General features: G+C 64.4%; 24 protein-coding genes. 18 read left to right on the top strand and 6 right to left on the bottom strand.

Annotated features, from left to right (window positions below; genetic code table 11):
* Positions 1-94: 94 nt before the first annotated feature.
* The gene (locus tag ACX3P1_RS23320) at positions 95-964 is read right to left on the bottom strand and encodes a LysR substrate-binding domain-containing protein (protein ID WP_459081966.1); all 870 of its coding nucleotides are present in this window, start codon (positions 962-964) and stop codon (positions 95-97) included.
* A gap of 103 nt (positions 965-1,067) precedes the next feature.
* On the opposite strand from ACX3P1_RS23320, the gene ACX3P1_RS23315 reads away from it, so the two are divergent.
* The 12 genes from ACX3P1_RS23315 (at position 1,068) to ACX3P1_RS23260 (ending at position 15,262) form a co-directional block, all read left to right on the top strand.
* On the top strand, positions 1,068-1,229 hold the full coding sequence (locus ACX3P1_RS23315; protein ID WP_459081984.1) for a hypothetical protein: 162 nt from the start codon (positions 1,068-1,070) through the stop codon (positions 1,227-1,229).
* A complete protein-coding gene (locus ACX3P1_RS23310) occupies positions 1,177-2,193 on the top strand; it encodes an aminomethyltransferase family protein (protein WP_459081983.1) in 1,017 nt (338 codons plus the stop codon). Before ACX3P1_RS23315 ends, ACX3P1_RS23310 begins: the two co-directional genes overlap by 53 nt.
* Positions 2,194-2,264: 71 nt before the next feature.
* The gene (locus ACX3P1_RS23305) at positions 2,265-3,059 is read left to right on the top strand and encodes a DeoR/GlpR family DNA-binding transcription regulator (protein WP_459081965.1); all 795 of its coding nucleotides are present in this window, start codon (positions 2,265-2,267) and stop codon (positions 3,057-3,059) included.
* A gap of 86 nt (positions 3,060-3,145) precedes the next feature.
* Positions 3,146-5,620, top strand: a complete 2,475-nt coding sequence (locus ACX3P1_RS23300; protein WP_459081964.1) for a GcvT family protein — start codon at positions 3,146-3,148, stop codon at positions 5,618-5,620.
* Between the two features lie 215 nt (positions 5,621-5,835).
* A complete protein-coding gene (locus ACX3P1_RS23295; protein ID WP_459081963.1) occupies positions 5,836-6,465 on the top strand; it encodes an EamA family transporter in 630 nt (209 codons plus the stop codon).
* A gap of 91 nt (positions 6,466-6,556) precedes the next feature.
* Positions 6,557-7,240 carry a GntR family transcriptional regulator gene (locus ACX3P1_RS23290; protein ID WP_459081962.1) on the top strand — a complete coding sequence of 228 codons (684 nt, stop codon included), beginning with the start codon at positions 6,557-6,559 and terminating at the stop codon, positions 7,238-7,240.
* A gap of 4 nt (positions 7,241-7,244) precedes the next feature.
* Complete coding sequence (locus ACX3P1_RS23285; protein WP_459081961.1) at positions 7,245-8,357, top strand: mandelate racemase/muconate lactonizing enzyme family protein; 1,113 nt, start codon at positions 7,245-7,247, stop codon at positions 8,355-8,357.
* Entirely contained in the window at positions 8,354-9,538 is a 1,185-nt protein-coding gene (locus tag ACX3P1_RS23280) for a mandelate racemase/muconate lactonizing enzyme family protein (protein WP_459081960.1), read from the top strand. The genes ACX3P1_RS23285 and ACX3P1_RS23280 overlap by 4 nt, the downstream gene beginning before the upstream one ends.
* A 140-nt stretch (positions 9,539-9,678) precedes the next feature.
* Positions 9,679-11,340 carry an ABC transporter substrate-binding protein gene (locus ACX3P1_RS23275; protein ID WP_459081959.1) on the top strand — a complete coding sequence of 554 codons (1,662 nt, stop codon included), beginning with the start codon at positions 9,679-9,681 and terminating at the stop codon, positions 11,338-11,340.
* 88 nt (positions 11,341-11,428) lie between these two features.
* The gene (locus tag ACX3P1_RS23270) at positions 11,429-12,382 is read left to right on the top strand and encodes an ABC transporter permease (RefSeq protein WP_459081982.1); all 954 of its coding nucleotides are present in this window, start codon (positions 11,429-11,431) and stop codon (positions 12,380-12,382) included.
* Positions 12,379-13,248 (top strand): ABC transporter permease, encoded by an 870-nt coding sequence (locus tag ACX3P1_RS23265; RefSeq protein WP_459081958.1) that lies wholly within the window; start codon positions 12,379-12,381, stop codon positions 13,246-13,248. The genes ACX3P1_RS23270 and ACX3P1_RS23265 overlap by 4 nt, the downstream gene beginning before the upstream one ends.
* Positions 13,241-15,262, top strand: a complete 2,022-nt coding sequence (locus ACX3P1_RS23260; RefSeq protein ID WP_459081957.1) for a dipeptide ABC transporter ATP-binding protein — start codon at positions 13,241-13,243, stop codon at positions 15,260-15,262. The genes ACX3P1_RS23265 and ACX3P1_RS23260 overlap by 8 nt, the downstream gene beginning before the upstream one ends.
* Positions 15,263-15,545: 283 nt before the next feature.
* Here ACX3P1_RS23260 and ACX3P1_RS23255 read toward each other — a convergent pair whose 3' ends face one another.
* Positions 15,546-16,886, bottom strand: coding sequence for an MFS transporter (locus ACX3P1_RS23255; protein ID WP_459081956.1), 1,341 nt, complete (start codon positions 16,884-16,886; stop codon positions 15,546-15,548).
* Positions 16,887-17,082: 196 nt separating this feature from the next.
* Between ACX3P1_RS23255 and ACX3P1_RS23250 the strand changes: the two genes are divergently transcribed.
* Positions 17,083-17,802, top strand: coding sequence for a hypothetical protein (locus ACX3P1_RS23250; protein WP_459081955.1), 720 nt, complete (start codon positions 17,083-17,085; stop codon positions 17,800-17,802).
* 82 nt (positions 17,803-17,884) lie between these two features.
* Here the strand turns inward: ACX3P1_RS23250 and ACX3P1_RS23245 are convergent, their stop codons facing one another.
* Positions 17,885-18,520 (bottom strand): TerC family protein, encoded by a 636-nt coding sequence (locus ACX3P1_RS23245; RefSeq protein WP_459081954.1) that lies wholly within the window; start codon positions 18,518-18,520, stop codon positions 17,885-17,887.
* Positions 18,521-19,014: 494 nt separating this feature from the next.
* On the opposite strand from ACX3P1_RS23245, the gene ACX3P1_RS23240 reads away from it, so the two are divergent.
* The 4 genes from ACX3P1_RS23240 to ACX3P1_RS23225 all read left to right on the top strand — a co-directional run bounded on the left by ACX3P1_RS23240 (position 19,015) and on the right by ACX3P1_RS23225 (position 22,238).
* Positions 19,015-19,332: a TFIIB-type zinc ribbon-containing protein gene (locus ACX3P1_RS23240; protein WP_459081953.1), complete on the top strand. Its 318-nt coding sequence runs from the start codon at positions 19,015-19,017 to the stop codon at positions 19,330-19,332.
* A 101-nt stretch (positions 19,333-19,433) separates the two neighbouring features.
* Positions 19,434-20,426, top strand: a complete 993-nt coding sequence (locus tag ACX3P1_RS23235; RefSeq protein WP_459081952.1) for a Tim44 domain-containing protein — start codon at positions 19,434-19,436, stop codon at positions 20,424-20,426.
* A gap of 182 nt (positions 20,427-20,608) precedes the next feature.
* Positions 20,609-20,929, top strand: a complete 321-nt coding sequence (locus tag ACX3P1_RS23230) for an ArsR/SmtB family transcription factor (RefSeq protein ID WP_459081951.1) — start codon at positions 20,609-20,611, stop codon at positions 20,927-20,929.
* Positions 20,930-20,972: 43 nt separating this feature from the next.
* Entirely contained in the window at positions 20,973-22,238 is a 1,266-nt protein-coding gene (locus ACX3P1_RS23225) for an MFS transporter (RefSeq protein ID WP_459081950.1), read from the top strand.
* Positions 22,239-22,376: 138 nt separating this feature from the next.
* On the opposite strand, the gene ACX3P1_RS23220 is transcribed toward ACX3P1_RS23225, so the two are convergent.
* Both ACX3P1_RS23220 and ACX3P1_RS23215 read right to left on the bottom strand, forming a co-directional pair.
* Positions 22,377-23,870 carry a catalase gene (locus tag ACX3P1_RS23220; RefSeq protein WP_459081949.1) on the bottom strand — a complete coding sequence of 498 codons (1,494 nt, stop codon included), beginning with the start codon at positions 23,868-23,870 and terminating at the stop codon, positions 22,377-22,379.
* Between the two features lie 74 nt (positions 23,871-23,944).
* Entirely contained in the window at positions 23,945-24,220 is a 276-nt protein-coding gene (locus tag ACX3P1_RS23215; protein WP_459081948.1) for a hypothetical protein, read from the bottom strand.
* Positions 24,221-24,342: 122 nt separating this feature from the next.
* Between ACX3P1_RS23215 and ACX3P1_RS23210 the strand changes: the two genes are divergently transcribed.
* A complete protein-coding gene (locus ACX3P1_RS23210) occupies positions 24,343-25,257 on the top strand; it encodes a LysR substrate-binding domain-containing protein (RefSeq protein ID WP_459081947.1) in 915 nt (304 codons plus the stop codon).
* 62 nt (positions 25,258-25,319) lie between these two features.
* Here ACX3P1_RS23210 and ACX3P1_RS23205 read toward each other — a convergent pair.
* On the bottom strand, positions 25,320-25,604 hold a 285-nt coding region (locus tag ACX3P1_RS23205), incomplete at its 5' end, for an aldehyde dehydrogenase family protein (protein ID WP_459081945.1).

The following is a 25,604-nucleotide window of genomic DNA, read 5'->3' as shown; positions in this document are numbered from 1 at the left end:
AGCAGATTTGCGCGGTGCCGGGCGGCGTGCTTGCTCATTCGAAGGCGCGTCGGCGCAATCCGACCATCCGCGCCCTGGCGATGCTCAGGAACCGCTACTGGGACGCCGCCACCAGCCACTCCCGGAAGGCACGCACCTTGGGCGTCAGGGCGTTTTGCGGCGAGGCCAGGAACCAGTACGCGCCGGAGCTTTGCAGCTTGGGGGTGAAGGGGGCGACGAGCAGGCCGCTGGCGAGTTCCCGCTCGACCAGCGCCGAGCGGCCGAGCATCACGCCCTTGCCTTCGACGGCGGCCCGGATCGCCATGATCGACTGGTCGAAGGAAGCGCCGTCCCCGGCATCGATGCCGGTCACTCCGGCAAAGGCCAGCCAGGCTTCCCAGTCTTCGGCATAGCCCGGCACATGCAGAAGGTCGGTGCCCTTGAGGTCTTCGGGCGCGCGCAGCGTTGCGGCGAGTGCCGGCGCGCATACCGGAAAGATTTCCTCCCGCATCAGCGCCGTTGCTTCAAGTCTCGGCCAGTCGCCCCAGCCATATCGGATTTCCGCGTCGGCCTTGCCACGGCCCTTATCCACGCCGTGACCGAGTGCCGTCAGCCGGAGTTCGATGCCCGGATGCGAGGCGCGAAACAGGTCGAGCCGGGGCGCGATCCACTGGCTGGCGAAGGATGTCGCCACATGCACCACCAGCAGTTCGCGGGTGGTTCTTCCGGCAAGCCGCGCGGTCGCGTCGTCGATCAGGGCAAAGCCCCGGCCAAGCTCCTCGGGATAGCGCTTGCCCGCCGCCGTTGGCGTCACCCCGTTGGCATGCCGGTCGAACAGGTTTTTCGACAGGCGCAGTTCAAGCGCGCGGATGTGCTGGCTGATCGCCGAGGGCGTCACGTTCAGCTCCGCCGCCGCCGCGAAGCTACCAAGCCTGGCCGCCGTCTCGAACGCGCGGAGCCAGTTCAGGGGAGGAGACGTCAGCATCTCACGCTTAGTTTTCCTTAGGGTAGCCGCAAGCTAATCGCGTTTGCGGCGCAAGACAAGAAAGCCTTACCTTCGGCAAACCTTTTCCCGTGGAGACGCCGCAATGAACGTCCATGTCCTCGACGCCTATCGACCCGGTTACGGCCTGCCGCGCAACTTCTATACCAGCGACGAGATTTTCGCCGCTGAGCAGGAAAAATCTTCCGCAACAGCTGGTTCTTCGCCGGCCACTCGGTCGAACTGGCGAATTCCGGCGACTACATAACGCTCAATGTCGGCGGCGCGCCGGTGGTGGTGGTACGCGACCGCGACGGCAAGGTTGGCTGGCGGCGGCCAATCTGGACCGCGGCACCGGTGCGGTGATCTACACGCAACTGCTCAACAAGCGCGGCGGCATCGAGTCCGACCTCACCATCATGCGGCCGCGCGAAGATGTATTCTACGTCGTCACCGGCTCGGGCTTCGGCACACGCGACGGCGGCTGGATCCGGTACCACATGCCGCGCGACGGATCGGTGACCATGCACGACGTCACCAGCGCGCACGGCGTCATCAATCTGTGCGGCCCGCTGGCGCGAAAAGTGCTGGAAAAGGTCAGCGAGAACGACGTCCGCAATGAGGCGTTCCCCTACATGACCTGTCGCGACATCCGCATCGGCTGGGCGCCGGTGATGGCCGCGCGCGTCACCTATGTCGGGGAACTCGGCTGGGAACTGTATATCCCGACCGAATATTTGGCCTATGTCTACGAGGTGCTGCGCGAGGCGGGTGCGGAATTCGGCATCGCCGATGTCGGCTACAAGGCGATCTCCAGCCTGCGCATGGAAAAGCGTTATCTCTACTGGGGCGCGGACATCACCCCGGACGACACGCCGCTGGAGGCCGGCCTCGGCTTTGCCGTGTCGATGAAGAAGGGCGAGTTCCACGGCCGCGATGCGCTCGCGGCGCAGAAGGAGCGCGGCCTCACGCGAAAACTCGCCTGCTTCCGGCTCGATGATCCGCTGCCGGTCTATGGCGGCGAGGCGATGGCGGCGCAGGGCCGTATCGTCGGCATAACAACGAGCGGCGATTTCGGCCACACAGTGGGCGCGTTGCTGGTGTTCGGCTACCTTTCCGGCGACGACATGGGGCTCAACGAGATCGAGGTCGAGGCCTTCGATCGCCGCAGCCGCGCCGCGCGGGTCGAACGCTGCGCCTACGATCCCGGCGGCGAGAGAGTCCGACTCTAAGTCAGGGCGCAAAACGCCCTGCACGCAACGCCACATCTTGCAACATCGGCGTTGCGTGGCCAAAGTAGCGCATGCCTCATGCACATCATGCTTCCGGGCGGGCACTCGCACCCCGCCGCCATGACGAGATCCTGAAGCGCTTGGCGCGCGATGGGTCGGTGAGCATCGCCGACCTTGCCGGCTTCTTCGAGGTTTCGCGCGAAACGATCCGCCGCGACCTGAAATTGCTGGCCGAGCGGCGTCAGCTCGACATCGTTCATGGCGGCGCCGCCCGTTTCGAAGCCAACGAGCCGGCCATGACCGAGCGGGCGCAGGAAAACGCCGCCGGCAAGGCAGCGATCGGCCGGGCCGCAGCCAGCCTTGTCGAGGACGGGATGGTGGTCTTCCTCGATTCCGGCACCACCACGCTTGCCGTGGCGCATGCGCTGAACACGCGTCAAAACCTGACGATCTGCACCGCCAGCCTGCCGATTGCGCTGCATATTTGCCATTTCCCGACCGTCAGGGTTCATATCCTTGGCGGTGAAATCGATCCCGCCGAAGCGGCGGCCGTTGGCGTGGATGTGCTCGATGCGATTGCCCGTTTCCGGGTTGACATCGCGTTCCTCGGCGGTGGCGCGCTGTCGAGCGACGGCGAGGTCACCGACTTCACCCGCGCCGGGGCCGAGCAGCGCTCGCGCATGATCATGGCCGCGAGAAAGGCCTATTTCGTGCTGGACAAATCCAAGTTCGGCAAGCTGACGCCGTTGCGGGTTCCCAACTTCGAACGCGCCGCCGGAATCATCGTCGACGCGCCGCCTTCGGCGTCGACGGTCAAGGCGCTCGGGCAGAAAGGCCCGAAGCTCATTATCGCCAATGAGATGTGATATTATGTGATATTTGATGTTGCATTTTGTGGCATCGTATGCGACCTTTCCTCCACCCAATTCATACGATCGAGGACAAGGCCGTCATGGCGAACAATTTTCCAACCCAGGCCCGCGTGGTCATCGTCGGCGGCGGCATCATCGGCTGCTCCGTTGCCTATCACCTGACCAAGCTGGGCTGGACCGACGTCGTGCTGCTGGAGCAGGGCCAGCTTAGCGGCGGCACCACCTGGCATGCGGCGGGTCTCGTCGGCCAGTTGCGCGCCCACTCCAACATGACCAGCCTGATCAAATATTCCACAAAGCTCTATGCCGGGCTGGAGGCCGAGACCGGGCTTGCCACCGGCTGGAAGAATTGCGGCTCGCTGGCGGTGGCGCGCACGCCGGACCGCATGACGGTGCTGAAGCGCACCGCCGCATCGGCGCGCGCTCAAGGCATCGAGGTCGACGTCATCTCGCCGAAGGAAGCTTTCGAGCGCTGGCCGGTGATGGCCGTGGACGATCTCGTCGGCGCGGTCTGGCTGCCCGGCGACGGCAAGGCCAACCCGACCGACCTGACCCAATCGCTGGCCAAGGGCGCTCGCACCGGCGGCGCGCGCATCATCGAGCGCGTTAAAGTCACCGGCATTAAGGTCAAGGACGGCGTTGCCTGCGGTGTCTCGACCGACAAGGGCGATATCGCCGCCGAGATCGTGGTCAATTGCGCCGGCCAGTGGGCGCGCAATGTCGGCCGCATGTGCGGCGTGTCCGTGCCACTGCACTCGGCCGAGCATATGTATATCGTCACCGGCAAGATCGAAGGCGTGCATCCCGACCTGCCGGTGATGCGCGATCCGGACGGTTATATCTATTTCAAGGAGGAGGTCGGCGGCCTGGTCATGGGCGGCTTCGAGCCGCACGCCAAGCCGTGGGGCATGAACGGCATTCCCGACGATTTCGAGTTCGCGCTGCTGGAAGACGACTGGGACCAGTTCGAAATCCTGATGGAAAACGCGCTGGTGCGCGTGCCGCAACTGGAGCACGCCGAGGTCAAGAAATTCTACAACGGCCCGGAAAGCTTTACGCCCGACAACAATTTCATCCTCGGTGAAGCGCCGGAACTGAAGAACTTCTTTGTCGGCGCGGGCTTCAACTCGATGGGCATCGCCAGCGCCGGCGGGGCGGGCATGGCTTTGGCCGAATGGATCGTCAACGGCGCGCCGACCATGGATTTGTGGCCGGTCGATATTCGCCGCTTCGCCGGCTTCAACAATAATCCGCGCTGGCTGTACGACCGTATCAAGGAGACGCTCGGCCTGCACTACGCCATGCCGTGGCCGAACCGCGAATTGGATACGGCGCGGCCGTTCCGCCGCTCGCCGCTGTATGACCGACTGGCCGCCAAGGGGGCCTGCTTCGGTTCCAAGATGGGCTGGGAGCGCGCCAACTGGTTTGCCGGCCCGGACGAAGTCCCGCAGACCGACTATGCGTTCGGCCGGCAGAACTGGCACGACGCGGTGGCGCGCGAGATGAAGGCGACGCGCGAAGGCGTGGCGGTCTTCGACCAGACCTCGTTTGCCAAGCTGTTGATGCAAGGGCGCGACGCCTGCGCCGTGCTCAACCGCATATGTGCTGCCGACATCGATGTCGCCGTCGGCAACTCGGTCTATACCGGCATGCTCAACGAACGCGGCGGCTATGAGAGCGACCTGACCGTCATGCGGCTTGCCGCGCAAAAGTTTTTGATCGTTACCGGCTCGGCGCAGGCGGTCCATGACGCCGACTGGATCGCCAAGAACACGCCCGCCGATGCGCACGCCATCGTCACGGACGTTTCCTCGGCCTATTCGGTGCTGGCGCTGATGGGGCCGAAATCGCGCGCCCTTTTGGGCAAGCTGACCTCGGCCGACCTGTCGAATGCCGGCTTCCCGTTCGGCGCGATCCGCGAGATCGATCTCGGCTACGCCACCGTCTACGCCAACCGCATGACCTATGTTGGGGAACTCGGCTGGGAACTGATCGTGCCGACCGAATTCGCCGTCGGCGTCTATGAGGCTCTGCATGAGGCGGGGGCGGAATTCGGCCTGGTCGACGCCGGCTACTACGCGCTCGACGCGTTGCGCGTTGAAAAGGGCTATCGCGCCTGGAGCCGGGAATTGACGCCGGACATCACGCCGTTCGAAGCGGGCCTCGGATTTGCGGTCGCGCTCGACAAGCCGGGCGGCTTCATCGGCCGCGAGGCGCTGGTCAAGGCCAAGGCGCAGCCATTGCTGCAGAACCGCATCGTCCAGTTCACCGTCGACGACGCGGCCCCGATGCTGTGGAGCGGCGAACTCATCCTGCGCAACGGCAAGCCGGTGGGCGAGGTCCGCTCCGCCGCCTATGGCCACACGCTCGGCCGCTCGGTGGCGCTGGGGCTGATCCAGCACGCGGAAGGCGTCGACAAGGAATTTCTGGCCGGAAGCTTCGAGATCGACCTCGCCGGCGTGCGCTATGCGGCGACCCCGCATTTGCGCAGCCCGTACGATCCAAAATCGGAAAGGGTGAAGGCCGATGCCATCGAGGTGCGCGCGGCAGCATGACGGTGGTACTGGAATTGCGATCCGGGCCCAAATTCTGAACTGGGCCAAATTCTGAACTGGGAGTAAGCGGCCATGTCGGGTTTCGCGCTTGCGCTGGTCCTGTCCGCCGCCGGGCTCCATGCGCTGTGGAACGCCCTGATCAAGGCCGCCGCCGACCGGTCGATCGTGCTGGCGGCCGTATCGTCGGTGCATGTCGTCGCCGGGCTGGTGTGGTCTTGGCCTCACCGGCGCCGACGGTTGAAAGCTGGGCTTTCATCGTTGCCTCGACGCTGCTCCACTACGTCTATTACGTCTTCCTGTTCCAATCCTACCGCTTTGGCGATTTCAGCCAGGTCTATCCGATCTCGCGCGGCAGCGCCCCGGTTCTGGTGGCGCTCGGCGCTTATCTTGCCATCGGCGAGAGGCTGTCGGTCACGGCCTGGCTCGGGCTGGCGGGCATTTCGGCCGGCATCGCCATCCTCGCCTTCGCGCGCGGGGCCAACAAGGCAAACCCGAAAGCCGTGATCGCCGCGATGATAACCGGCCTTTTGATCGCCAGCTATTCCATCGTCGACGGCATCGGCGTGCGGCTGGCCGACAGCCCGTTCGGCTATATGGGCTGGTTGTTCCTGCTGGAACTGTCGGTAGTGCTGTTCCTGTTCCACCGCCGTCGCAACGGCGTGCATCGGTTCGGCAGAAAGGCCTTTTACGTCGGGCTGATCGGCGGCGCTTGCGCCGTCACGGCCTATGGGCTGGTGATCTTCGCCAAGACCATTGCCCCGCTTGGCGCGGTTTCGGCGGTGCGCGAATCCAGCGTCATCATGGCCGCGCTCATCGGCGTCGTGACGTTGGCTTTCTCGGCCTGAAGCGCTTTCGCGCATAAATGCGATTTCCGGGATTGCTAGATTGTCGACAATGTGATTGGCTGGCGCCATCCTGAGTGCATGCAGCACGGCCATGACCAAGACCGAGTTCGCCCCGATCGTCGATACGACCCGCCGCGCCGAAATCGTCGGCCGTCTCCGGCACGCCATCTTCACGGGGCAGTTGGAGCCGGGGCAGAAGGTCAACGAACTGCGCATCGCCGAGCAGATGCGCGTCAGCCGCGCGCCCTTGCGCGAGGCGCTGCGGGAACTGATCCAGGAAGGCCTGCTGACCAACATTCCCTATGCCGGCGCCTATGTCATCAATGTCACCGCCAAGGACATCGAGGACGCCTATTCCCTGCACCATGTGATCGAGGATTTCGCCATCGAGCGTGTCTGGCCGCTCCGCGACGCAAGCTTCGAAGCCGAACTCGACCGCCGCCACGACGCCGTCAGGCACGCGACGTTGAACATCGACATCAGCCGGCAGATCGAGACATCGCTACGCCTGCACGGCCTGATCTACGAATGGTGCGACCACTCGCTGCTGCTGGATACGTGGCAACGCCTTGCCGGCCGGCTGCAGATGTATTTCGCGCTGCATCAGCGCGCGCGCGACGAGGTGGTGCCCGACGTGGACATGCACGAGGACTATGTGCGGCTGCTCAAGGGCGACGACATCGCCGCCGCCAAGCGGCACGCGCATGAACATCTCGACTGGAATTTCGATGAACTGCTCACCTATGTCCGTGGGCTGGAAGGAAGCCAAGGCTAAAGCGATGCGTATCAAGACAATCAAGGCATACCGGTTGCTGCAGCCCTTCGTGGAGGGGCCATACAAGATGTCCAAGGGGCGGCATGCCGATGCCTTCGACTCCATCATCGTTTCGCTGACGTCTGATGACGGGCTGACGGGCTGGGGCGAGATGGCGCCGCTCGGCACCTTCTATTCGGCGGCGTTCGCGGCCGGCGCGCAGGCTGGCGTCATCGAGATCGCGCCGCATCTGCTTGGCCAGGACCCGCGCGCGCTTTCCCGCATCGGCCGCCTGATGGACACCGTGTTCAAGGGTCACCCCTACATCAAGTCGGCGATCGACATGGCCTGCTGCGATCTGGTCGCGCGCGCCGCCGGCGTGCCGCTGGTCACCCTTCTCGGCGGCCGCGAAAGCGAAACCACCGCCCTCTACAAGGTGGTGACCCACGGTGCCGCCGACGAAATGGGCAAGCGTGCCGCCCGCATCGTTTCCGAGGGTTTTGACCGCATTCAGGTCAAGGTCGGCGGCGACGTGCATGGCGACATCGAGCGCGTCTCAGCGGTGGCGGCCTCGGTGCCGAAAGGCACGGTGATCTTCTGCGACGCCAATGCCGGCTGGACGCCATATCAGGCCAGGCAATTCGCCGATGCGACCCGCGCCATCGACTACACGTTCGAACAGCCCTGCACGACCATCGACGAGTGCATGTCGGTGCGGCGCTCGCTCGACAAGCCGATGGTGCTGGACGAATCCGTGATGTCGCTGGACGATTTGCTCGACATTCACCGCAAGGGGGCCGCCGACGGCGTGACGCTGAAAATCTCGCGGCTGGGCGGCGTGTCGAAGACGCGGCAATTGCGCGATCTCGCCGTCGACCTCGGCCTCATGATCACCGTCGAGGACACCGGCGGCGCCGAGATCGACACCGCCGCGATGGCGCATCTGTCCTTGTCGACGCCGGAGGAGCACCGCCTGCACGCCAGCGCCTTCCATGAATGGGTGACGGTAAAGACCGCCTCGAACTGCCCGCCGGTCATCGGCAGCCGCATGGGGCTTCCTGATGGAAACGGCCTCGGCATCGACGTGCTGCCCGACCTGATCGGCAAGCCGTTCCTCGAACTTACCGGCACGCCATGAAAATCCGCAAGATCACCGCCACCCCGATCAATTTGAAGCTGGACGCGCCCTATGTCTGGGCGTTCGGCGAACTGGACGGCTTTTCGCCGACCATCGTCGAAGTCGAGACCGAAGACGGGCTGATCGGCCTTGGCGAAGCGCCGAGCCCGGCGGCTGCCGCCATCATCACCGACGTTCTGGCCCCGCGCCTGATCGGCCGCGACGCCTTCGACATCGCCGGTGCAGAGCATGTCTGCCTGCCGTTCTGGACAGGGGTGCAAAGCATCAATGACGGCACCCGCATCATGGCCTTCGGGGCGATCGAAATGGCGCTGTGGGATCTGCGCGGCAAGGCCTGGAACCAGCCGCTCTACCAATTGCTTGGCGGCGCGGTGCGCAAGGAAATCCCCTTTACCGACTATTTCTCGCTACGCGGCGACGGTGAGGTCGTGCGCGGCGAAAAAACACCGGAAGAGGTCGCGGACTATTGCGTCAAGCTCCATGAAACGCATGGCACCACCTTCTTCGAAGGAAAGTTTTCCACCGAAGACCCGAAGCTGTCGCTAAAAATGGTCGAACTGATCCGCAAGAAGCTCGGCGACGATGTGATGATCCGCATAGATTCCAACCAGGCTTATTCGCTGGCCACCGCGCGCCGGCTGGCGCGGCCGCTGGAGGAGCTTGGCGTGCGCAACTGGGAGGACCCGGTGCCGACCGTCGAGGCCATGCGCGAGTTGCGCCAGCATTGCTCTATCCCGTTTTCGACCCACAATGCCGACATCGCGCGGGCCATGGAACTCAAGGTTCCGGACGCCATCGTCGGTAATCCGGCGGCGGTTGGCGGCATCGGCCGGCTCGTGCGCTTCGTCGGCGCGTGCGAACATGCCGGCATCGACTTCTGGTGCTACAGCGGCGACAGCGGCGTCGGCAGTTCTGCCTATCTGCATCTGTGCGCGGCGCTGGGCTGGATCCGGGAGCCCAACCAGTCGCTGTTTCGCATGCACCCGGTCGACGTTATCGAAGGCGGACCGTTTTCGCCGAAAAACAATGTCGTGCGCGTACCGGAAGGACCGGGCCTCGGCGTCACCCTATCGCGCGACGCGCTGGCATTCTGCCACCGCGACTACATGGAAAACGGGCCCTGCAACAAATATCACGACCCGCAAAAGCCGGGCACCTACCGCCGCTTGCCGCTGAACTGACGAGGGTAGCGGCGCGCGACGACACAAGGACGTTATCGGAAAAACCGGCCGGGAGGCTTGATCGGCAGTAGAGGGGCCGTTCATAACAGGATAACCTTTCAAACCAATCGCTGTCACAACACCAAGGGGAGAAACACGTCATGAAAGACTATCGCTTGCTCGACCTGCTCCGGCGTCGCCGGAACCCGCTGGAAAATCACCTGATCGACGGTCTCGTCGCCGGTCGCATCAGCCGTCGCGAATTTGTCCGCCATGGCAGCCTGCTTGGCCTGTCGCTGCCGCTGCTCGGCCAGCTCGGCCTTGCCGCCGGCTTCGGCTCCCTGCCCACCACTGCCCGTGCGGAAGGGGTGGCCGGCGCCACCATCCGCGTCGCCTGCAATGCGCCGAACGGCGCCGTCGATCCGGTGACCGCACCCGATGTCGGCGGTCTCGTCATGCTGCAGCAGACCGGCGAATTCCTGTGCATGGACGGCCCGGACCTCATCTTGCAGCCGATGCTGGCCGAAAGCTGGTCGCCCAACGACAAGGGCACGGTGTGGACGTTCAAGCTGCGCAAGGGCGTCAAGTTCCACACCGGGGCCGAGATGAAGGCCGAAGACGTGGTGGCGAGCATCGAGCGGCTGGCCGACCCGGCCAATTCCTCCAACGCGCTTTCCGTTTTCACCGGCGTGCTGAGCAAGGGAGCCGTGCGCAAGGTCGACGACCTCACGGTCGAATTCCACCTCGACGCGCCCAACGGCAATTTCCCGTATCTGGTGTCGTCCGACAACTACAACGCCATCATCCTGCCGGCCGACTATGCCGGGGATTTCGAGAAGAATTTCATCGGCACCGGCCCGTTCAAGCTGGAAAAATACACGCAAAAGGTCGGCGCGTCCTTCGTGCGCAACGAAGACTATTGGGGCGAGAAGGCCCTGCCGGCGCGCGTCGAATTCGTGTTCTTCGCCGACATCCAGCCGCAAATCCTGGCGCTGCAGGGTGGGCAGGTCGACGTCATCAACCAGTTGCCGGTTCTGGCCGGCGCAGGCCTGCTCAACGATCCATCCGTGGTGATCCTCAGCAACAAGTCCTCCACGCATCACCAGATGCACATGCGCAACGACATGGACCCGTTCAAGGACCCGCGCGTGCGCCGCGCCATCGCGCTCAGCATCGACCGCAACAAGCTGACGCAGGGCCTGATGCGCGGCCGCGCGCAGCCGGGTAATGACAGCCCGTTCGCGCCCGTCTACCCCTCGACCGACACCTCGGTCGCCCAGCGCCAGCTGGACCTGATGCAGGCCAAGCAGCTTCTGGAAGCCGCCGGCGTGAAGGAGGGCCAGAAGATCACCCTGACCACGCAGCGCTATCAGGAAATCCCCGAATACGCCCAGCTTGTCCAGAACTTCGTCAAGGAGATCGGCATCGACATGCAGCTCGATGTGATGGACTCGGGCACCTATTACGGGGACGCGGTGTTCGGCAAATCCAACTGGCTGGATTCCACCATGGGCATCACCGACTACGGCCATCGCGGGGTGCCGAACGTGTTCCTGTCGGCGCCGCTGAAAAGCGACGGCACCTGGAACGCAGCACACTTCAAGAACGCCGAATACGACACGCTGGCGGCGAGCTATATCGCGGCCCTCGACCTCGAGGCCCAGAAGGCCGACGCCGGCAAGATCGAGCGCCTGTTGCTTGAGGAAACGCCGATGGTCATCGGCTATTTCTTCGACTATCTGTCGGCCACCGCGAAAGGCGTAACCGGCGTCAATCCGACAGCAATGTCGCAAATCTTCCTCGACCGCGCCTCCAAGGCGTGATCGAATGAAGCCTTGAAGCTGCGGCCCGCCGTCCTCGCGACGGCAGGCCGCGACTGTCCATTTTAGGCCGCAACCGGAGGGCCCGGTCATTCTCAGCTTCCTCCTGAGACGCATCTCGCTGTCGCTGGTTACGCTGTTTCTTCTCAGCATCATGGTCTTTTCGGGGGGCCAGGTGCTGCCGGGAAATGTCGGCCGCGCCATCCTCGGCCCCTTCGCCGACCAGCGCGCCGTCGAGACGCTGAACCAGCAGCTCGGCCTCGATCGCCCCTATGTGGTCCAGTATTGGGACTGGATTTCGCATTTCGTGACCGGCGACATGGGCACGTCCTATATTTTCCGCTCGCCGGTCGCGCCCTTCGTGCTCGATGCGCTCGGCAATTCGTTCAAGCTCGCGCTCGTCGCCTTCGTCATGGTGGTGCCGCTCGGCATTCTCGGCGGCGTGGTGGCCGCCCTCAACGTCAACCGCCCCATCGACCGCATCATCAGCCTTGGCGGCCTCTCGGCGACGGTCCTGCCTGAATTCGTCACCGGCATCGTGCTCATCCTGGTCTTCGGCATCTGGCTGAAATGGCTGCCGATCGCGGCGACGTGGCCGGAAGGTGCGGGCTTCTTCACCCAGCTTTACTACCTGATCCTGCCGGCACTGCCGCTGTTTCTGGTGTTGTTTGGCTATATCGCGCGCATGAGCCGGGCCGGCATGATCGAGGCGCTGGATTCCGACTATACGCGAACGGCCGTGCTGAAGGGCCTGCCCTGGCGCACGGTCATCTGGCGTCACGTGCTGCGCAACGCGCTGATGCCGACCATCACCGTGATCGCGACCCAGACCGGCTACCTGATCGGCGGGCTGGTCGTGGTCGAGACGCTGTTTCGCTACCAGGGCATCGGCTCGCTCATTTTCACCGCCGCGCGCGGCAAGGATTTTCCGGTGCTGGAAGCCGGCATCCTGACCATCGGCATCGTCTACGCGGTGGCGACGCTGATCGCCGACCTTACCTATTCGATGCTCAACCCCCGTATCCGGCTGGGAGCCGAGCCATGAGCGCCGCCGACATCGCTTCGACGCCGGAAGCGGCGCGCAGCCGCGCCAGGGAGACGCTGGCCGCCCTTGGCCGCTCCGGTTCCTTCCTGATCGGCGGCGCGATCGTGCTGTTCTGGATTGCCTGCGCGCTGTTTGGCGAGCATTTCGCGCCTTACGATCCGCTCGCCAACGACATCATCAACTCGCTGACGCCGCCGTCGGCCGAACATTGGTTCGGCACCGACCAGCTTGGCCGCGACGTGTTTTCGCGGGTCATCGTCGGCTCCCGCGACATCCTCACCGTCGCGCCGCTGGCAACGCTGCTGGCCACCATTTTCGGCACGGCACTCGGGCTGTTGACCGGTTATTTTCGCGGCCTGATCGACGACATCGTCAGCCGTATCCTCGAAGCCTTCATGGCCGTACCGGTGGTCATCACCGCGCTGCTCGCCATCGTCGCGCTCGGCACCTCGAAGGTCACGGTGATCGCGGTCATCGGCCTCAGCTTCTCGCCGATCATCGCGCGCACGGTGCGCTCGGCCGTGCTGTCGGAACGCGAACTCGACTATGTGGCGGCGGCGAAACTGCGCCGCGAAGGCGCGCTCCATATCATGTTCGTCGAAATCCTGCCCAACGTGCTGCCGCCGATCCTGGTCGAATCGACGGTGCGCCTCGGCTACGCCATCTTCGCGGTGGCGACGCTGAGCTTCATGGGTTTCGGCATCCAGCCACCGTCGCCCGACTGGGGCCTCAGCGTTTCCAGCAATTACGGCATGATCGGCGGCGGTTTCTGGTGGACGGTCCTGTTCGATGCGCTGGCCATCGCGACGCTGGTGGTCGGCGTCAACCTGATGGCCGACGGGGTTCAGGGGGCGCTGGATGACTGACGCGCTATCGGTCGAAAACATCAAGGTCGCCTATCGTTCCGGCGGGCGCGACCGCGCCGTGCTGCGCGACGTCAGCTTTCGAATCGGCCGCGGCGAGGCCTATGGGCTCGTCGGCGAGTCCGGTTGCGGCAAATCGACGATGGCGCTCGCCGCCGTGGCCTACCTGCCGCGCGCCGGCCACGTCACGGCGGGCACCATCGCCATTGACGGCATCGACGTCACGCGGCTCGACCGTGAGGCGTTGCGGCAGTTGCGCGCCAAGCGCGTCTCCATGGTCTATCAGGAACCCGGCAAGGCGCTGAACCCGACATTGCGGATCGGCCGCCAGGTTACCGAGATCTTCGAGATGAATGGCGCTTCCGCCGCCGAGGCACAGAAGCGGTCGATCGAAATTCTCGAGCGGGTGCGCATTTCCGATCCTGAAAACGTTGCCCTGCGTTACCCGCACCAGCTTTCGGGCGGCATGCAGCAGCGCGTCGCCATCGCCATGGCGCTCGCCAAGGACCCGGCGCTGCTGATCCTCGATGAGCCGACGACGGGGCTGGACGCGACGGTGGAAGCCGAAGTCCTCGACCTGATCGGCGAACTTCGGCGCGAGTTTTCCACTTCGATCCTGTTCATCAGCCACAATCTCGCCGTCGTCGCCAAGATGTGCGACCGCGTCGGCGTGCTTTATGCCGGCATGCTGGTGGAGGAGGGGCCGACGCAACAGCTCTTCACCGCGCCGCGCCACCCCTATACCGTGGCGCTGCTGCGCTGCCTGCCGCGCGCCGGCCAGCGCAAGGATCAAAGCCGGCTCGACACGATCCCCGGAACGCTGCCGTCGCCCGGCGCGACGATTTCCGGCTGTCCCTTCGCCGACCGCTGTGCGCTGGCGGACGACCGCTGCCGCCGCGAACTGCCGCCCCTGCACGATATTGGCGGGCGGTTCTCGCGCTGCCATTATCACGAGCGGGCACAGGACCTGCCGCGCCAGACCCCCGCGCAGGTCAGGTATCAGGCGCCAGCGGCAGAGGCGGTTCCGGTGCTGCAGGTACGCGACCTCAACAAGACCTTCGCCTCCGGCGACCATGGCCTTCGTGCCGTGGCCGGCGTCTCGCTTGAGATCGCGGCTGGCGAGACGCTGGGGCTGGTCGGCGAATCCGGCAGCGGCAAGACGACGTTCGCGCGCCTGCTGCTCGGCCTTTTGCCGCCGGATGCCGATGGTGCGATCCTGCTCGACGCCAAGCCGCTGCCGCCGACCATCGACGAGCGCTCGGGCGATCAGGTCAAGGCGATGCAGATCGTCTTCCAGAACCCGGACTCCGCGCTCAACCGTTCGCACACGGTGCGCCATGTCATCGGCCGCGCGCTGAAGCGGCTCGGCGGCCTGAGCGGCGACGCGCTCAACACGCGCCTACTCGACCTGATGCGTTCGGCACAGCTCCCCGAACGGTATCTGGCGTCAAAACCGCGCCAGCTTTCGGGCGGCCTGAAACAGCGTGTCGCCATTGCCCGCGCCTTTGCCGGCGAACCGCGCCTCGTCGTTTGCGACGAGCCGACGTCGGCGCTCGACGTGTCGGTGCAGGCGGCGATCCTCAACCTTTTGGCCGACCTGCAGGCCGAACGGCGCGTCAGCTACCTGTTTATCTCCCACGACCTCGGCGTCGTGCGCTATCTCTCCGACAAGATCGCGGTGCTGTATCTCGGCCGCATCATGGAAGTGGGGCCGGCTGAACGTGTTTTCCAAGGCCCGCACCATCCCTACACCGAGGCGCTGCTGTCGGCGGTGCCGAAGCTGGAAGGCGCGCCTGCCGCCCGCATTCGGCTGGAAGGCGATATCCCCAGCGCCCGCAACCCGCCGGGCGGCTGTGTCTTCCACACGCGCTGCCCGCGCAAGATCGGGCGCATCTGCGAGGACAAGGAGCCGCCCCTGGCCGACGTCGAGGCCGGCCATGCGCTGCGCTGCCACATCCCCATCGAAGAACTGGCGCAGCTTCAGGGCAAGCCACACAAGGAGACGGTCGGCTCCTAAAGCAAGTCGCGATCTTTCAGATTCGCTTGCCGTCCTTTAGTTTTCTCGCATGTCTTTACCCCGAAACCGGTGCCCACTTTCGGGAGACATGCTCTAAGCCAAACGGTGACGCAGCAACGAAAAGTCACTGCTTTGGGGGCAAGACATCAGCCGGGTTGGTGCAGCGGCACTGTGACGCCGGTCTTGATCCGATCCATCACGACAAGGGTGCGGCTCGACCCGGTCCAGAAGCCGTTCGGCTTGAACGGAGCTTTCTGGACATGAGGCGCGCAATGGGGCTGCGTTATTCGACCGGCATGCGCTCCCGCCCCGGCGGGGCCGCGACCCGGATCAGGGCGAGGCTGGCCAACAGCGCCGCAGAGATGACGGTGAACATCGCCAGCGCGCCGTAGCCGCCAAGCAGCGGCAGCAGCACGATCGGCACCAGCGCCGACACCATCCGGCCCAATCCCCAGGCTCCGGCAGTCGCGGAGGCCCGCAGATGCGTTGGCAACAATTCGGCTGCATAGAGCCCGAGCACGACACTGTAGACGGCGCTGGCGAGATTGAACGCCACGCCGGCTGCGATCAGCGGCAGCAGGGCGGTACCGGTTGCGAAGCCGAGGCCCGTCACCACCATCGTGGCGGCACAGGCAAGGAGCACCCGTCGCCGCGGAATCTTGTCGATGAAGGACGCTGCCGCCGAAATCCCGAGCGCCGGCCCGAACATCGTCAGCCCCGCGACCAGCAGGGAATCGCTGACGTGAAATCCCTTGTGCACCATCACGGCCGCGCTCAGCAGCGGAAAGCCGATCGTTGCCCACGGCCCGAGCATGTAGAGCGCGCAGAGCAGCGCTGTGCGCCGCAGGTTGGTGCGATCGTTGGCCAGCGCGCGAAAGCCGCTCGTCCGGGCGCGCTCGAGCGCCGGCAACTCGCGGGTCGGCGCAGATATTATTCCAGCCGAGGCCTCGAAACGCCGGCAAGCTTCCTCGGCCATCATGGTGCGGCCGACCGATGCCAGCCAGCGCGGCGATTCCGGCACCAGGAAGAAGAAGGCTGCCGTCAGCGCCGAGCACGCGCTGCCGAAGATCAGGGCCCAGCGCCATCCCTCGATTCCGAAGGGTGCAATCGGGGTCAGCCAGCGGACCATCAGGATGATGACCGGTGCCCCCAGAAAGGCCAGGGCCGCGCACAGCATCATCAGCATGCCCCGGCGTCGGGGCGGCAGCAGGTCCGAAAGATAGGCGGCGGTCAACGGGGGATAACCGCCCAGCGCCAGGCCGGAAACGAAGCGGAAAATGGTCATGGCGGCCATGTCGCGGCTCGCCGCGACAGCCAGCGAACTCACCGTCAACAGAACCAACGCCGATTGCAGCGCGATCCTGCGGCCATGGCGGTCGGCGATCCAACCGAACACCGGCGCGCCGATCGCACCGCCGGCGAAGACGGACGCAAGCAATAACGCCAGTTCGCCACGCGAGGCATGGTACGGGGCTGCGGAGAAAATTCCGGAGAATGCATTGCCCAACGCCACCTCGGCGATATCGGCAAACAGCCCGAATGCGGCCAGCGCGAGCAACGCGACATGCAGCGGGGTCACGGGCAGGCGATCCAGCCGCTGGGCGATGGTCAGATTGTCCGCCATGCCATCCCCCTTCGTGGCCGAGACTTGCTGGAAATCGGAGCCAGGCCGCCCAAGCTATGTGATCGGCAACGAATGTGTCGAGTGCCCACCGCCATGGAAGGTAGCATGAGAACAAAGCGCCGGAAGTGCAGGCGCGATTATTTATTCACATACTTCTCGGGTTTGAGTAATATGTGAATAAAGGGAAGAGATATGGATGAGCTTTGCCGGGATGCTTGACGACATGTTCGAAAAATTGGCCCGCTCGCTGCCGTTGACGGCTCTGTTTGCCCTGCTGCTCGGCTGTGCCCAGGCATTCGCCGGGTCCGCCGTGACGGTGAAGCCGTTGCGCAGCCCGCCGGGAAAAATCGTCTATCCGCGGCTCGTTGCGGGAGCCAGCGCGGATGTGCGCCGAGTGGCAAACGGGATGCTCGCCGGCCGTGAGAAAGCCGACCGCCAACAGCGCTTCGATTGTCTCGACGCCGTTCGGCAAGCGGGCCAGTCACCGGTCCGTGAAAGTTTCGAGGAGACGGTCCGGGCGAGCTATGTGTCGGCGCGCTATCTTTCGGTCGACGTGCGGCGAAGCTATTTCTGCGCCACCGCCTATCCGACCGAAGATGCCGCCGATCCGCTCACCATCGATCTTGCGAACGGCAAGGCGCTCGACTGGAAGAGGCTGTTCAAGCCGGGCTTCCTGCCGCGTGAGGGGGAGGCCGGCCCGTCGGCGCTGACCCGCCTTTATCAGACGCGTTACGCCGCCTCCGGCGAGCAGCAGGCGTGCAAGGATGTCGTCTCCGATCAGGATCCGTTCGCGGAAGGCGCAATCCTCTGGCTCGACGCCGCCAAGGGCGGGCTCGTCGCACAGCCGAGCTTTCCGCATGTGATAGCGGCCTGCGCCAAGCCGATCACGCTGGGCTCGAAGGACCTCGCACCCTAGACCCAGACTTCCTGAGTGACCTTGCGGCGGTGCAGGCCAAATAGGCATGCACCGCCTTAACGGAGGCGGTCGCTAAGAGACCTCAGGGGTTGAGGTAGACCAGCACCTCGTTGCCGCCGCGATAGATCATCTCCAGCGCGACATACAGGATGATCGCGAGGCCGAGATAAGCGATCCAGCGGAAGCGCTGCAGCAGGCGGGCGATGTAGGTTGCGGCCAGGCCCATCATGGCGATGGACAGGATCAGGCCGAAGATCATGATCGTCAGATGATCGCGCGCGGCGCCCGCCACGGCGAGCACGTTGTCGAGCGACATCGACACGTCGGCGACGACGATCAACCATGCCGCCTGGGCGAACGTCTTGCGCGGAGCGCCACCGTCGACGCCGCTCTCGCGGCCCTCGATGGCATCGACTTGTTCCTGGCTATGACCGGCGCGCAGTTCGGACCACATTTTCCAGCAGACCCACAAAAGCAGGACGCCGCCGACGAGCAGCAGGCCGACGATTTGCAGGAGTTGGGTGGTTATGGCGGCAAAGCCGATGCGCAGCACCGTGGCCGCGATGATGCCGATAAGAATGGCCTTGTTGCGCTGGTCTTTCGGCAGGCCTGCCGCGGCAAGGCCGATGACGATGGCGTTGTCGCCGGCCAGGACCAGGTCGATGAAAATGACTTGAAGAAGGGCGGAAAGGGCTTCCGGGGTAAAAAGTTCGCTCATGTGGGACCCGTTGTTCGTTGGGGCGCCCGAATGTGTGGATCGACCGGGCAAAGCGGCGGCGGCACTTTCGTGTCGGAGCCGGTTGCGCTGCAAAAGCTACGGTCGATGAAATTCCACGAACACCAGGCCACCTGTTTTGATATCCAGTCCGACATCACGGTTCATGGGAACCGCCAGAGGGGCCCGGCCTGGTGCGGCTCGTCTAGCCGAACGGGCCCGGAAATTCAAGGGGGCCGTGGACCAGCCTCGAACGGGCGCTGCCGGCGTCATCGTTTCGCGCGCGAAAAAATCGTCCGGCGGGGATGCTTTTCGGGCACGGCGCTCTTGAAAGTCGATTGCGCCGCGCCCAAATCCCATGCGCGGGCCGGGCCCCTCTGACTGTCGCCTCCGGGCGATCGTGATGTCGGACCGCGTGAAAGGGCCCGTTCCATGGTATTGAAGAACATCAATCCGGTTCGAGTGGGCTCATGTCCAATATCGGTTCGGAGGTTTGCATGACATCTTCCATCCTGGGTCTGGTTTGCCCTTCCTGCCGCGTCGCTCTGGTCATGAGCGAGCGTCAGGGCATCGAGATCGACTATTGCCCGCAATGCCGGGGCGTCTGGCTCGATCGCGGCGAACTCGACAAGATCATCGAGCGCGCCGGCAAGGAAGCCGCGCCTCAGCCGCAGCCGCAGCCGCAGCCTTACGCGCAGCCGCAGCAGTATGCACCTCAGCCGGGGCGCGGCCATGATGATGACGATTATGCCCGCTCCAAGGGCCATCGCTATCCCAAGCGCAGAAAATCGTTCCTCGAAGAATTGTTCGACTGACCGCGCACACCCGCGAGACAGGCCATGCGCCTCTCTCGGGCCAAGACCGCTCTAGCAGCCAACACAGCATTCCCAACACGGGATTCATTGAGGAACCGCCGATGTCGACTTCGCCTAACGTCCGATTTGCAGCGCTGTTTTCGGCCCTGTTCCTGGCATTTTCCATGACGGCGATGGATCACGCCGAGGCGCGGCGCGGCGGCAGCTTCGGCAGCCGGGGCGCGCGTACCTTCCAGTCAGCGCCGCCTACGCGGACGGCACCGGCACAAACCGCGCCGGTCGAACGTTCGATGACGCCCAGTACCGGAAACAACACGGCCGCCCGCCAGCAGCCGATGGGCGCGCAGCGTCCGGGCCTGATGAACGGGCTCGGCGGGTCGATGATGCGCGGCCTGCTGCTTGGCGGCCTGCTCGGCGTCCTTTTGGGGCAGGGCTTTGGCGGCCTTGCCGGCATGTTCGGTTTTCTCATCCAGATGCTGCTGATCGGCGGCGCGATCATGCTGGCCATTCGCTTTTTCCGCTCTCAATCGGCGCGTACGCCGGCGATGGCCGGGGCCGGTCTTTCCGGCGGCGCGGCGGGTTTCGGGCGCGGCGACCAGCGCGAAGCGGCCAATGCGTCGTCCTTCGGGATTCCGGGCATCGGCTCGGGCTCCGGATCTGGCCGCGCGACTGAGGCTGTCGCTTCCGAGGATATCGCCTTGACCGAGGACGACCTGGAAACCTTCCAGCAGATGCTGACGCAGGTTCAGGAAGCGTACGGGCGCGAAGATCATGGTGCGCTGCGCCGCCTGGTGACGCCCGAAATGGTTTCCTTCCTGTCGGAAGAACTGGCCGACAACGCTCAAAATGGCGTCCGCAACGATGTTTCGGAGGTCGATCTGTTGCAGGCCGATATCGCTGAAAGCTGGCGTGAGGGCGACAGCGACTACGCGACGGCCGCGTTGCAGTACTCCTCGCTCGACGTGACCCGCGACCGCACTACCGGCAAGGTCGTCGATGGCGATGCCGACCAGCCGACAGAAACCACCGAACTGTGGACGTTCACCCGCCAGAACGGTGCTGCGTGGAAGCTTTCCGCTATCCAGCAGGCCTGATGTTCTCCAAGTGATGTCGGGCTGGCCGGTGCTGTTGTGGTGCCGGCCACGCCTGCCACGGGTTCGCTGCCGGTGCCGGGCAGCCCCACCCATCGCTTGCCCAACAAGGGGCGGGGACCGGCGCATGTATATTCCGGCCGGCCTTCTTGACGGCCCGGGATGCGGCGGCTACCTCTATTTCCATGGAACTCGAAAAAGCAGCATCCCAGCTTGAGGCGCTCGGCAATTCGACGCGGCTTCAGCTTTATCGCATCCTGGTGCGCGCCGGCGACGAAGGTCTTGCCGTGGGGAGTGTCCAGGAGAAGCTGGACGTTCCGGCCTCGACCCTGTCGCACCACCTCAAGCGGCTTGTCGACACGGGCCTGGTGACGCAGGAGCGCCAGGCGACCACCCTGGTCTGTCGTGCCAATTACCCCGGCATGAATGCGCTGATCGGGTATCTCGCGGACGAATGCTGTGCCGACGCAAAATGCGCGCCGGCCGTTCGGCAGGCGGTCGCGTGACCGTCGTGCCGATGACCGACGCCACCTGTTGCCGGAGTGCCGCGTGACATCCACGGCGCTTGATGACGAGGCGCGAAAGCGCGATGCCGGAGCCGGGGCGGGGGCAGGGGTCGGGCGGCTGATCACCGCCCTCGGTATCGCCCAGATCTGTTCCTGGGGAACGCTCTACTATTCCTTCGCGCTGATGGCCGAGGCGATGCGCACCGATCTCGGCTGGTCGAAGACCGAGATTTACGGTGCCGCGACACTTGGCCTGACGCTCGCGGGTCTCGCCGCCTATCCGGTCGGCGCCGCCATCGACCGTGGGCAAGGCCGCATCGTCATGAGCCTCGCATCGGTGGGCGCGGGCCTTCTGCTCTTCGCCTGGTCGCAGGTGTCGAATGTCTTCGTCTTCTACGCCATCTTCGCCGGGATCGGCTGCCTGCAGGCCGCGACCTTCTACGAGCCCGCTTTCGCGGTGATCGCAAGACGCGTCGGCTCGGGAAACGCGCGACGCGGCATCACGGCCCTGACACTGTGGGGCGGGTTCGCCAGCACCGTCTTCATCCCGCTCATTCAATTCCTCATCGACGGGATCGGCTGGCGGGGCGCGCTCATGGTTCTCGGCGGCATCAACATCGTCGTCTGCGGCGGGCTCTATTTCCTGGCGATCGATCCCGCCAAGGATTTTGCGGTCCCAGTGCGACAGCCGCACGAAGCGCCACCCCTGGCTGGCCGCAAGGCGGTCGCCTGGGCCATGCGTCGTCCGGTCTTCTGGGCGCTCATGGTCGCGCTTGTCGGCTATGAAGTCGCCTTCGCCTCGCTGACGTTTCACTTCTATCCGCTGCTGCTCGAACGCGGCCTCGATACCGCCGGCGTCGTCACCGTGCTGGCGGTGATCGGACCGGCGCAGGTGGCGGGGCGCATCCTGATCATGATGTTCGCTCCCAACGCTCCGATCCGCAGGGTTGGGTCCATGATCGTCATTGCATTTCCGCTTGCCGTCCTTGGCTTCGCCTTGGCTCCGCCGAACGTGGCGATCATCGCGGTGATTGCGGCCTTTTACGGCGGGGCTAACGGCATGATCACCATCGTGCGCGGCCTCATGGTGCCGGAAATGATCAGCAGGGATGCCTATGGAGCGATCAACGGCGCGCTGGTCGCCCCCATGAACATCACGCTGGCGGTTTCTCCCCTGGCCGCTGCCTGGCTATGGTCGGCGACCGGTAGCTACGATACCGTCCTCATCGCGGTCGGCGTCGGCGCATGCGTGTTGTGTCTGGGCTTCTGGACCGCGGCCGCCTTGAATAGTCGGAATGTGCGGAGCTAGCGCCGGATATCTTCCGCTCCTGCTCATCCAACAAGAGAAATTGCAGAGCGGGCAAGGCGTCACGAAGCGACGCCCTGCCAATTTGCCCGCCTGCCGCACCGCAAGGCGCGAACAGGCGGATAATTTCGTCCGTTGCGGTCAGGCTTCGCCCATACCTTCGGCAGGCTTCGGAGCGCTGCCGGCGCGGACCTTGTCCTCGATCTGCTTGCCGGTAGCGGCGTCGACGTTCTTCCAGTACTGGAAGGCGCGGCTTAGCACCGGTTCGCGCACGCCGCCCAACAAGGCGCCGGCGACCTGATCGACGAACTGCGCGCGCTGCGCGTCGTTCCAGACTTCACGCACCAACCTGCCGGGCTGGCTGAAATCATCGTCCTCTGCATGCAGCGTGTAGGCGCTGCGCGTCATCTCGCCGTCGGTTTCCCAGCCATCCTCCGCCGGGCCGGTCTGGTCGGCCCAAGGGCGGCCGCCACTGTTGGTCGCGTAGACCGGCGCGTTACCGGTGTGATCGAAGGCCATCTGGCCGTCGATCATGTAGGTGTTGACCGGCACTTTCGGGCGGTTGACCGGCAACTGGTGGAAGTTGGTGCCGATGCGGTTGCGCTGCGCGTCGTTATAGGCGAAGGCGCGGCCGAGCAGCATCTTGTCCGGCGACAGGCCGATACCCGGAACCGTGTTGCCCGGCGAAAACGCCGCCTGCTCGATCTGGGCGAAGAAGTTTTCCGGGTTGCGGTTCAGCGTCATGGCGCCGACCTTGATCAGCGGGTAGTCGGCATGCGGCCACACCTTGGTCAGGTCGAATGGGTTGAAGCGATAGTTCTTGGCATCGGCATAGGGCATGATTTGAACCGACAGCGTCCAGCTCGGATGCTCGCCGCGCGCGATGGCGTCGAACAGGTCGCGGCGGTGGAAATCGGTATCGCTGCCGGCCATGTCGGCCGCTTCAGCGTTGTTGAAGAACGCCATGCCCTGCGTGGTGTGGAAGTGGTATTTTACCCAGAACTTCTCGCCCTTGGCGTTGATCCACATATAAGTGTGCGAACCGTAGCCGTTCATGTGGCGCCACGTGCGCGGCAGGCCGCGTTCGCCCATCAGATAGGTGACCTGGTGCGCGGTTTCCGGGTTGTTGGTCCAGAAATCCCACTGCATGTGGTTGTCGCGCAGGCCGGAATCGGGAAGGCGCTTCTGGCTGCGGATGAAGTGCGGGAACTTCATCGGGTCACGCACGAAGAACACCGGCGTGTTGTTGCCGACGAGATCGTAATTGCCTTCGTCGGTGTAGAACTTCAGCGAGAAGCCGCGCACGTCGCGCCATGTGTCGGGGCTGCCGTTTTCACCGGCGACCGTCGAGAAGCGGGCGAGCATGTCGGTGCTGGCCCCCTTCTGGAACAGGGCTGCCTTGGTGAAGGCGGAAACGTCCTCGCTGACGGTCAGCACGCCGAACGCGCCCGCACCCTTGGCGTGCGGCTGGCGCTCCGGAACTTTTTCGCGGTTGAAATGCGCCATCTGCTCGAGGAAATGCACATCGTGCAGCAGGATCGGGCCGTTGGCTCCCAGCGTCAGCGAATTGCGGTCGCTGGGTGCCGGAGCGCCTGTGCTCATGGTGGATCCGGTGCCTGGCTTCTGGTCCGTCATGTCGTCATTCCTTTCCGGCTCGTTTGCAAAAAATCTTCGATCTGTGTGGGCGTGGGTTCGCGCCTGTCTCGGCGTCAATTGGACCGATAAAGGACGCGGAACCGCGGCGGTACGGGTTGCCCCATGCCCTGGCCGGGGACGGGCAGGACGGAGATGACCTGCCCGGCATCGATGCCGCTTTCCGCCAGTGCGGCATTGAGGGCCAGGACTGTATCGTCCGTATAAAGTTCACGAACGCCACCGGGCGAATTTGTGGTTTTATTTTCAACGATCATCAGAATACTCCTAACGAATTTCCAGGGGGGTGCCGCCGCGGCCCGTGCACCAATCAGTTGGCGTTCGGCGCTCATGCGACGGCTCTAGGGCCGATTGCCGAAGGGTCATCGGTCTAGTGTCTGTCCCAGTGTACTCGACCTTGACGATCAGGTCCAATAAGATTACCAGCCAAAGTCGATAAGGAAAACTGATTGAAATGATCTCGCTGAAACAGTTGAAATATTTCGATGCGGTAGCCCGCTGCGGGCATTTCGGCAAGGCCGCGGAGCAGTGCTCGGTGACCCAGCCTGCGCTCTCGATGCAGATCCAGGAGTTGGAGAAGTTTCTGGAAGTCCAGCTCTTTGAACGAGGGCGTGGGTCGGTCATGCTGACGAACAGCGGCAGGAGCGTAGCACTTCGCGCCGCGCGGATTCTTTCCGATGCGCGCGACATTGTCGATGTCGCACGCCAGAACGGCAAATCATTGTCCGGGCCGCTGGGATTGGGGGTCATCCCGTCGGTTGCGCCCTACATCCTTCCCGGATTGTTGCCTCTGGTTCGGGAAACCTATCCCGATCTCGACCTGCGCCTGCGCGAGACCCAGACCCAGTTCCTGCTGCGCGAACTGCTGGATGGGAGCCTCGACCTTCTTTTGCTGGCGCTGCCGGTCGACGACCCGGCCATCGAAACGCTTCGCCTTTTCGACGACCGCTTCCTGTTGGCCATGTCGCGATCGAAGCAGATATCGAACCGTGTGCGGGCGACCCCCGATATGGTCGAAAGCGACAAGCTGCTGCTGCTGGAGGAGGGCCATTGCTTCCGGGACCAGGCCCTGACGTTTTGCGGCCTGCGGCAGGTCGAAAACGCGGCCACGTTCGGCGTGTCGAGCCTGTCGACGCTTCTGGAGATGGTAGCCAACGGCTTCGGAATGACGCTGATTCCGGAGATCAGCGTGGGAGTGGAGACCAACCGGCAGGCCATCCGTCTGATGCGGTTCGAGGATCCCGAACCGAAGCGGGTCATCGGGCTTGCCTGGCGAAAGCGTTCTCCCCGCAGGGATGATTTTGAAAAACTGGGAGAAATCATCACGGCCACCAACGAGCATGCGCGGGCAACGAGGCCAAGCATCTGATCGTGGCGATGGCGCCGCGCGGCTGCTCCGTGGCCGCAAAGGGTGGAGGCTCCCTTAATCGGCTACCACGGCAACGAAAAGGTCTTGACGTTGGTGAAGCTTTTCATGGCCTCGATGACGCCTTCCTTGTAGCCGTTGCCTGAGTCCTTGATGCCGCCGAAGGGGGACATCTCGATGCGGTAGCCTGGGACCTCCCAGATGTTGACTGTGCCGACTTTCAGGCCGGCAATGTATTTCTGCATGCGGCGGTAGTCGTTGGTGCAAACGCCCGACGACAGGCCGAAGGCGGTGGAGTTCGACAGCTTGATCAACTCGTCGTCATTGTCGGGCGCGCGCACGATCGGGAT

The sequence above is a fragment of the Mesorhizobium sp. A623 genome (assembly GCF_054489405.1).
This window is presented reverse-complemented; position numbering and strand designations above follow the sequence as displayed.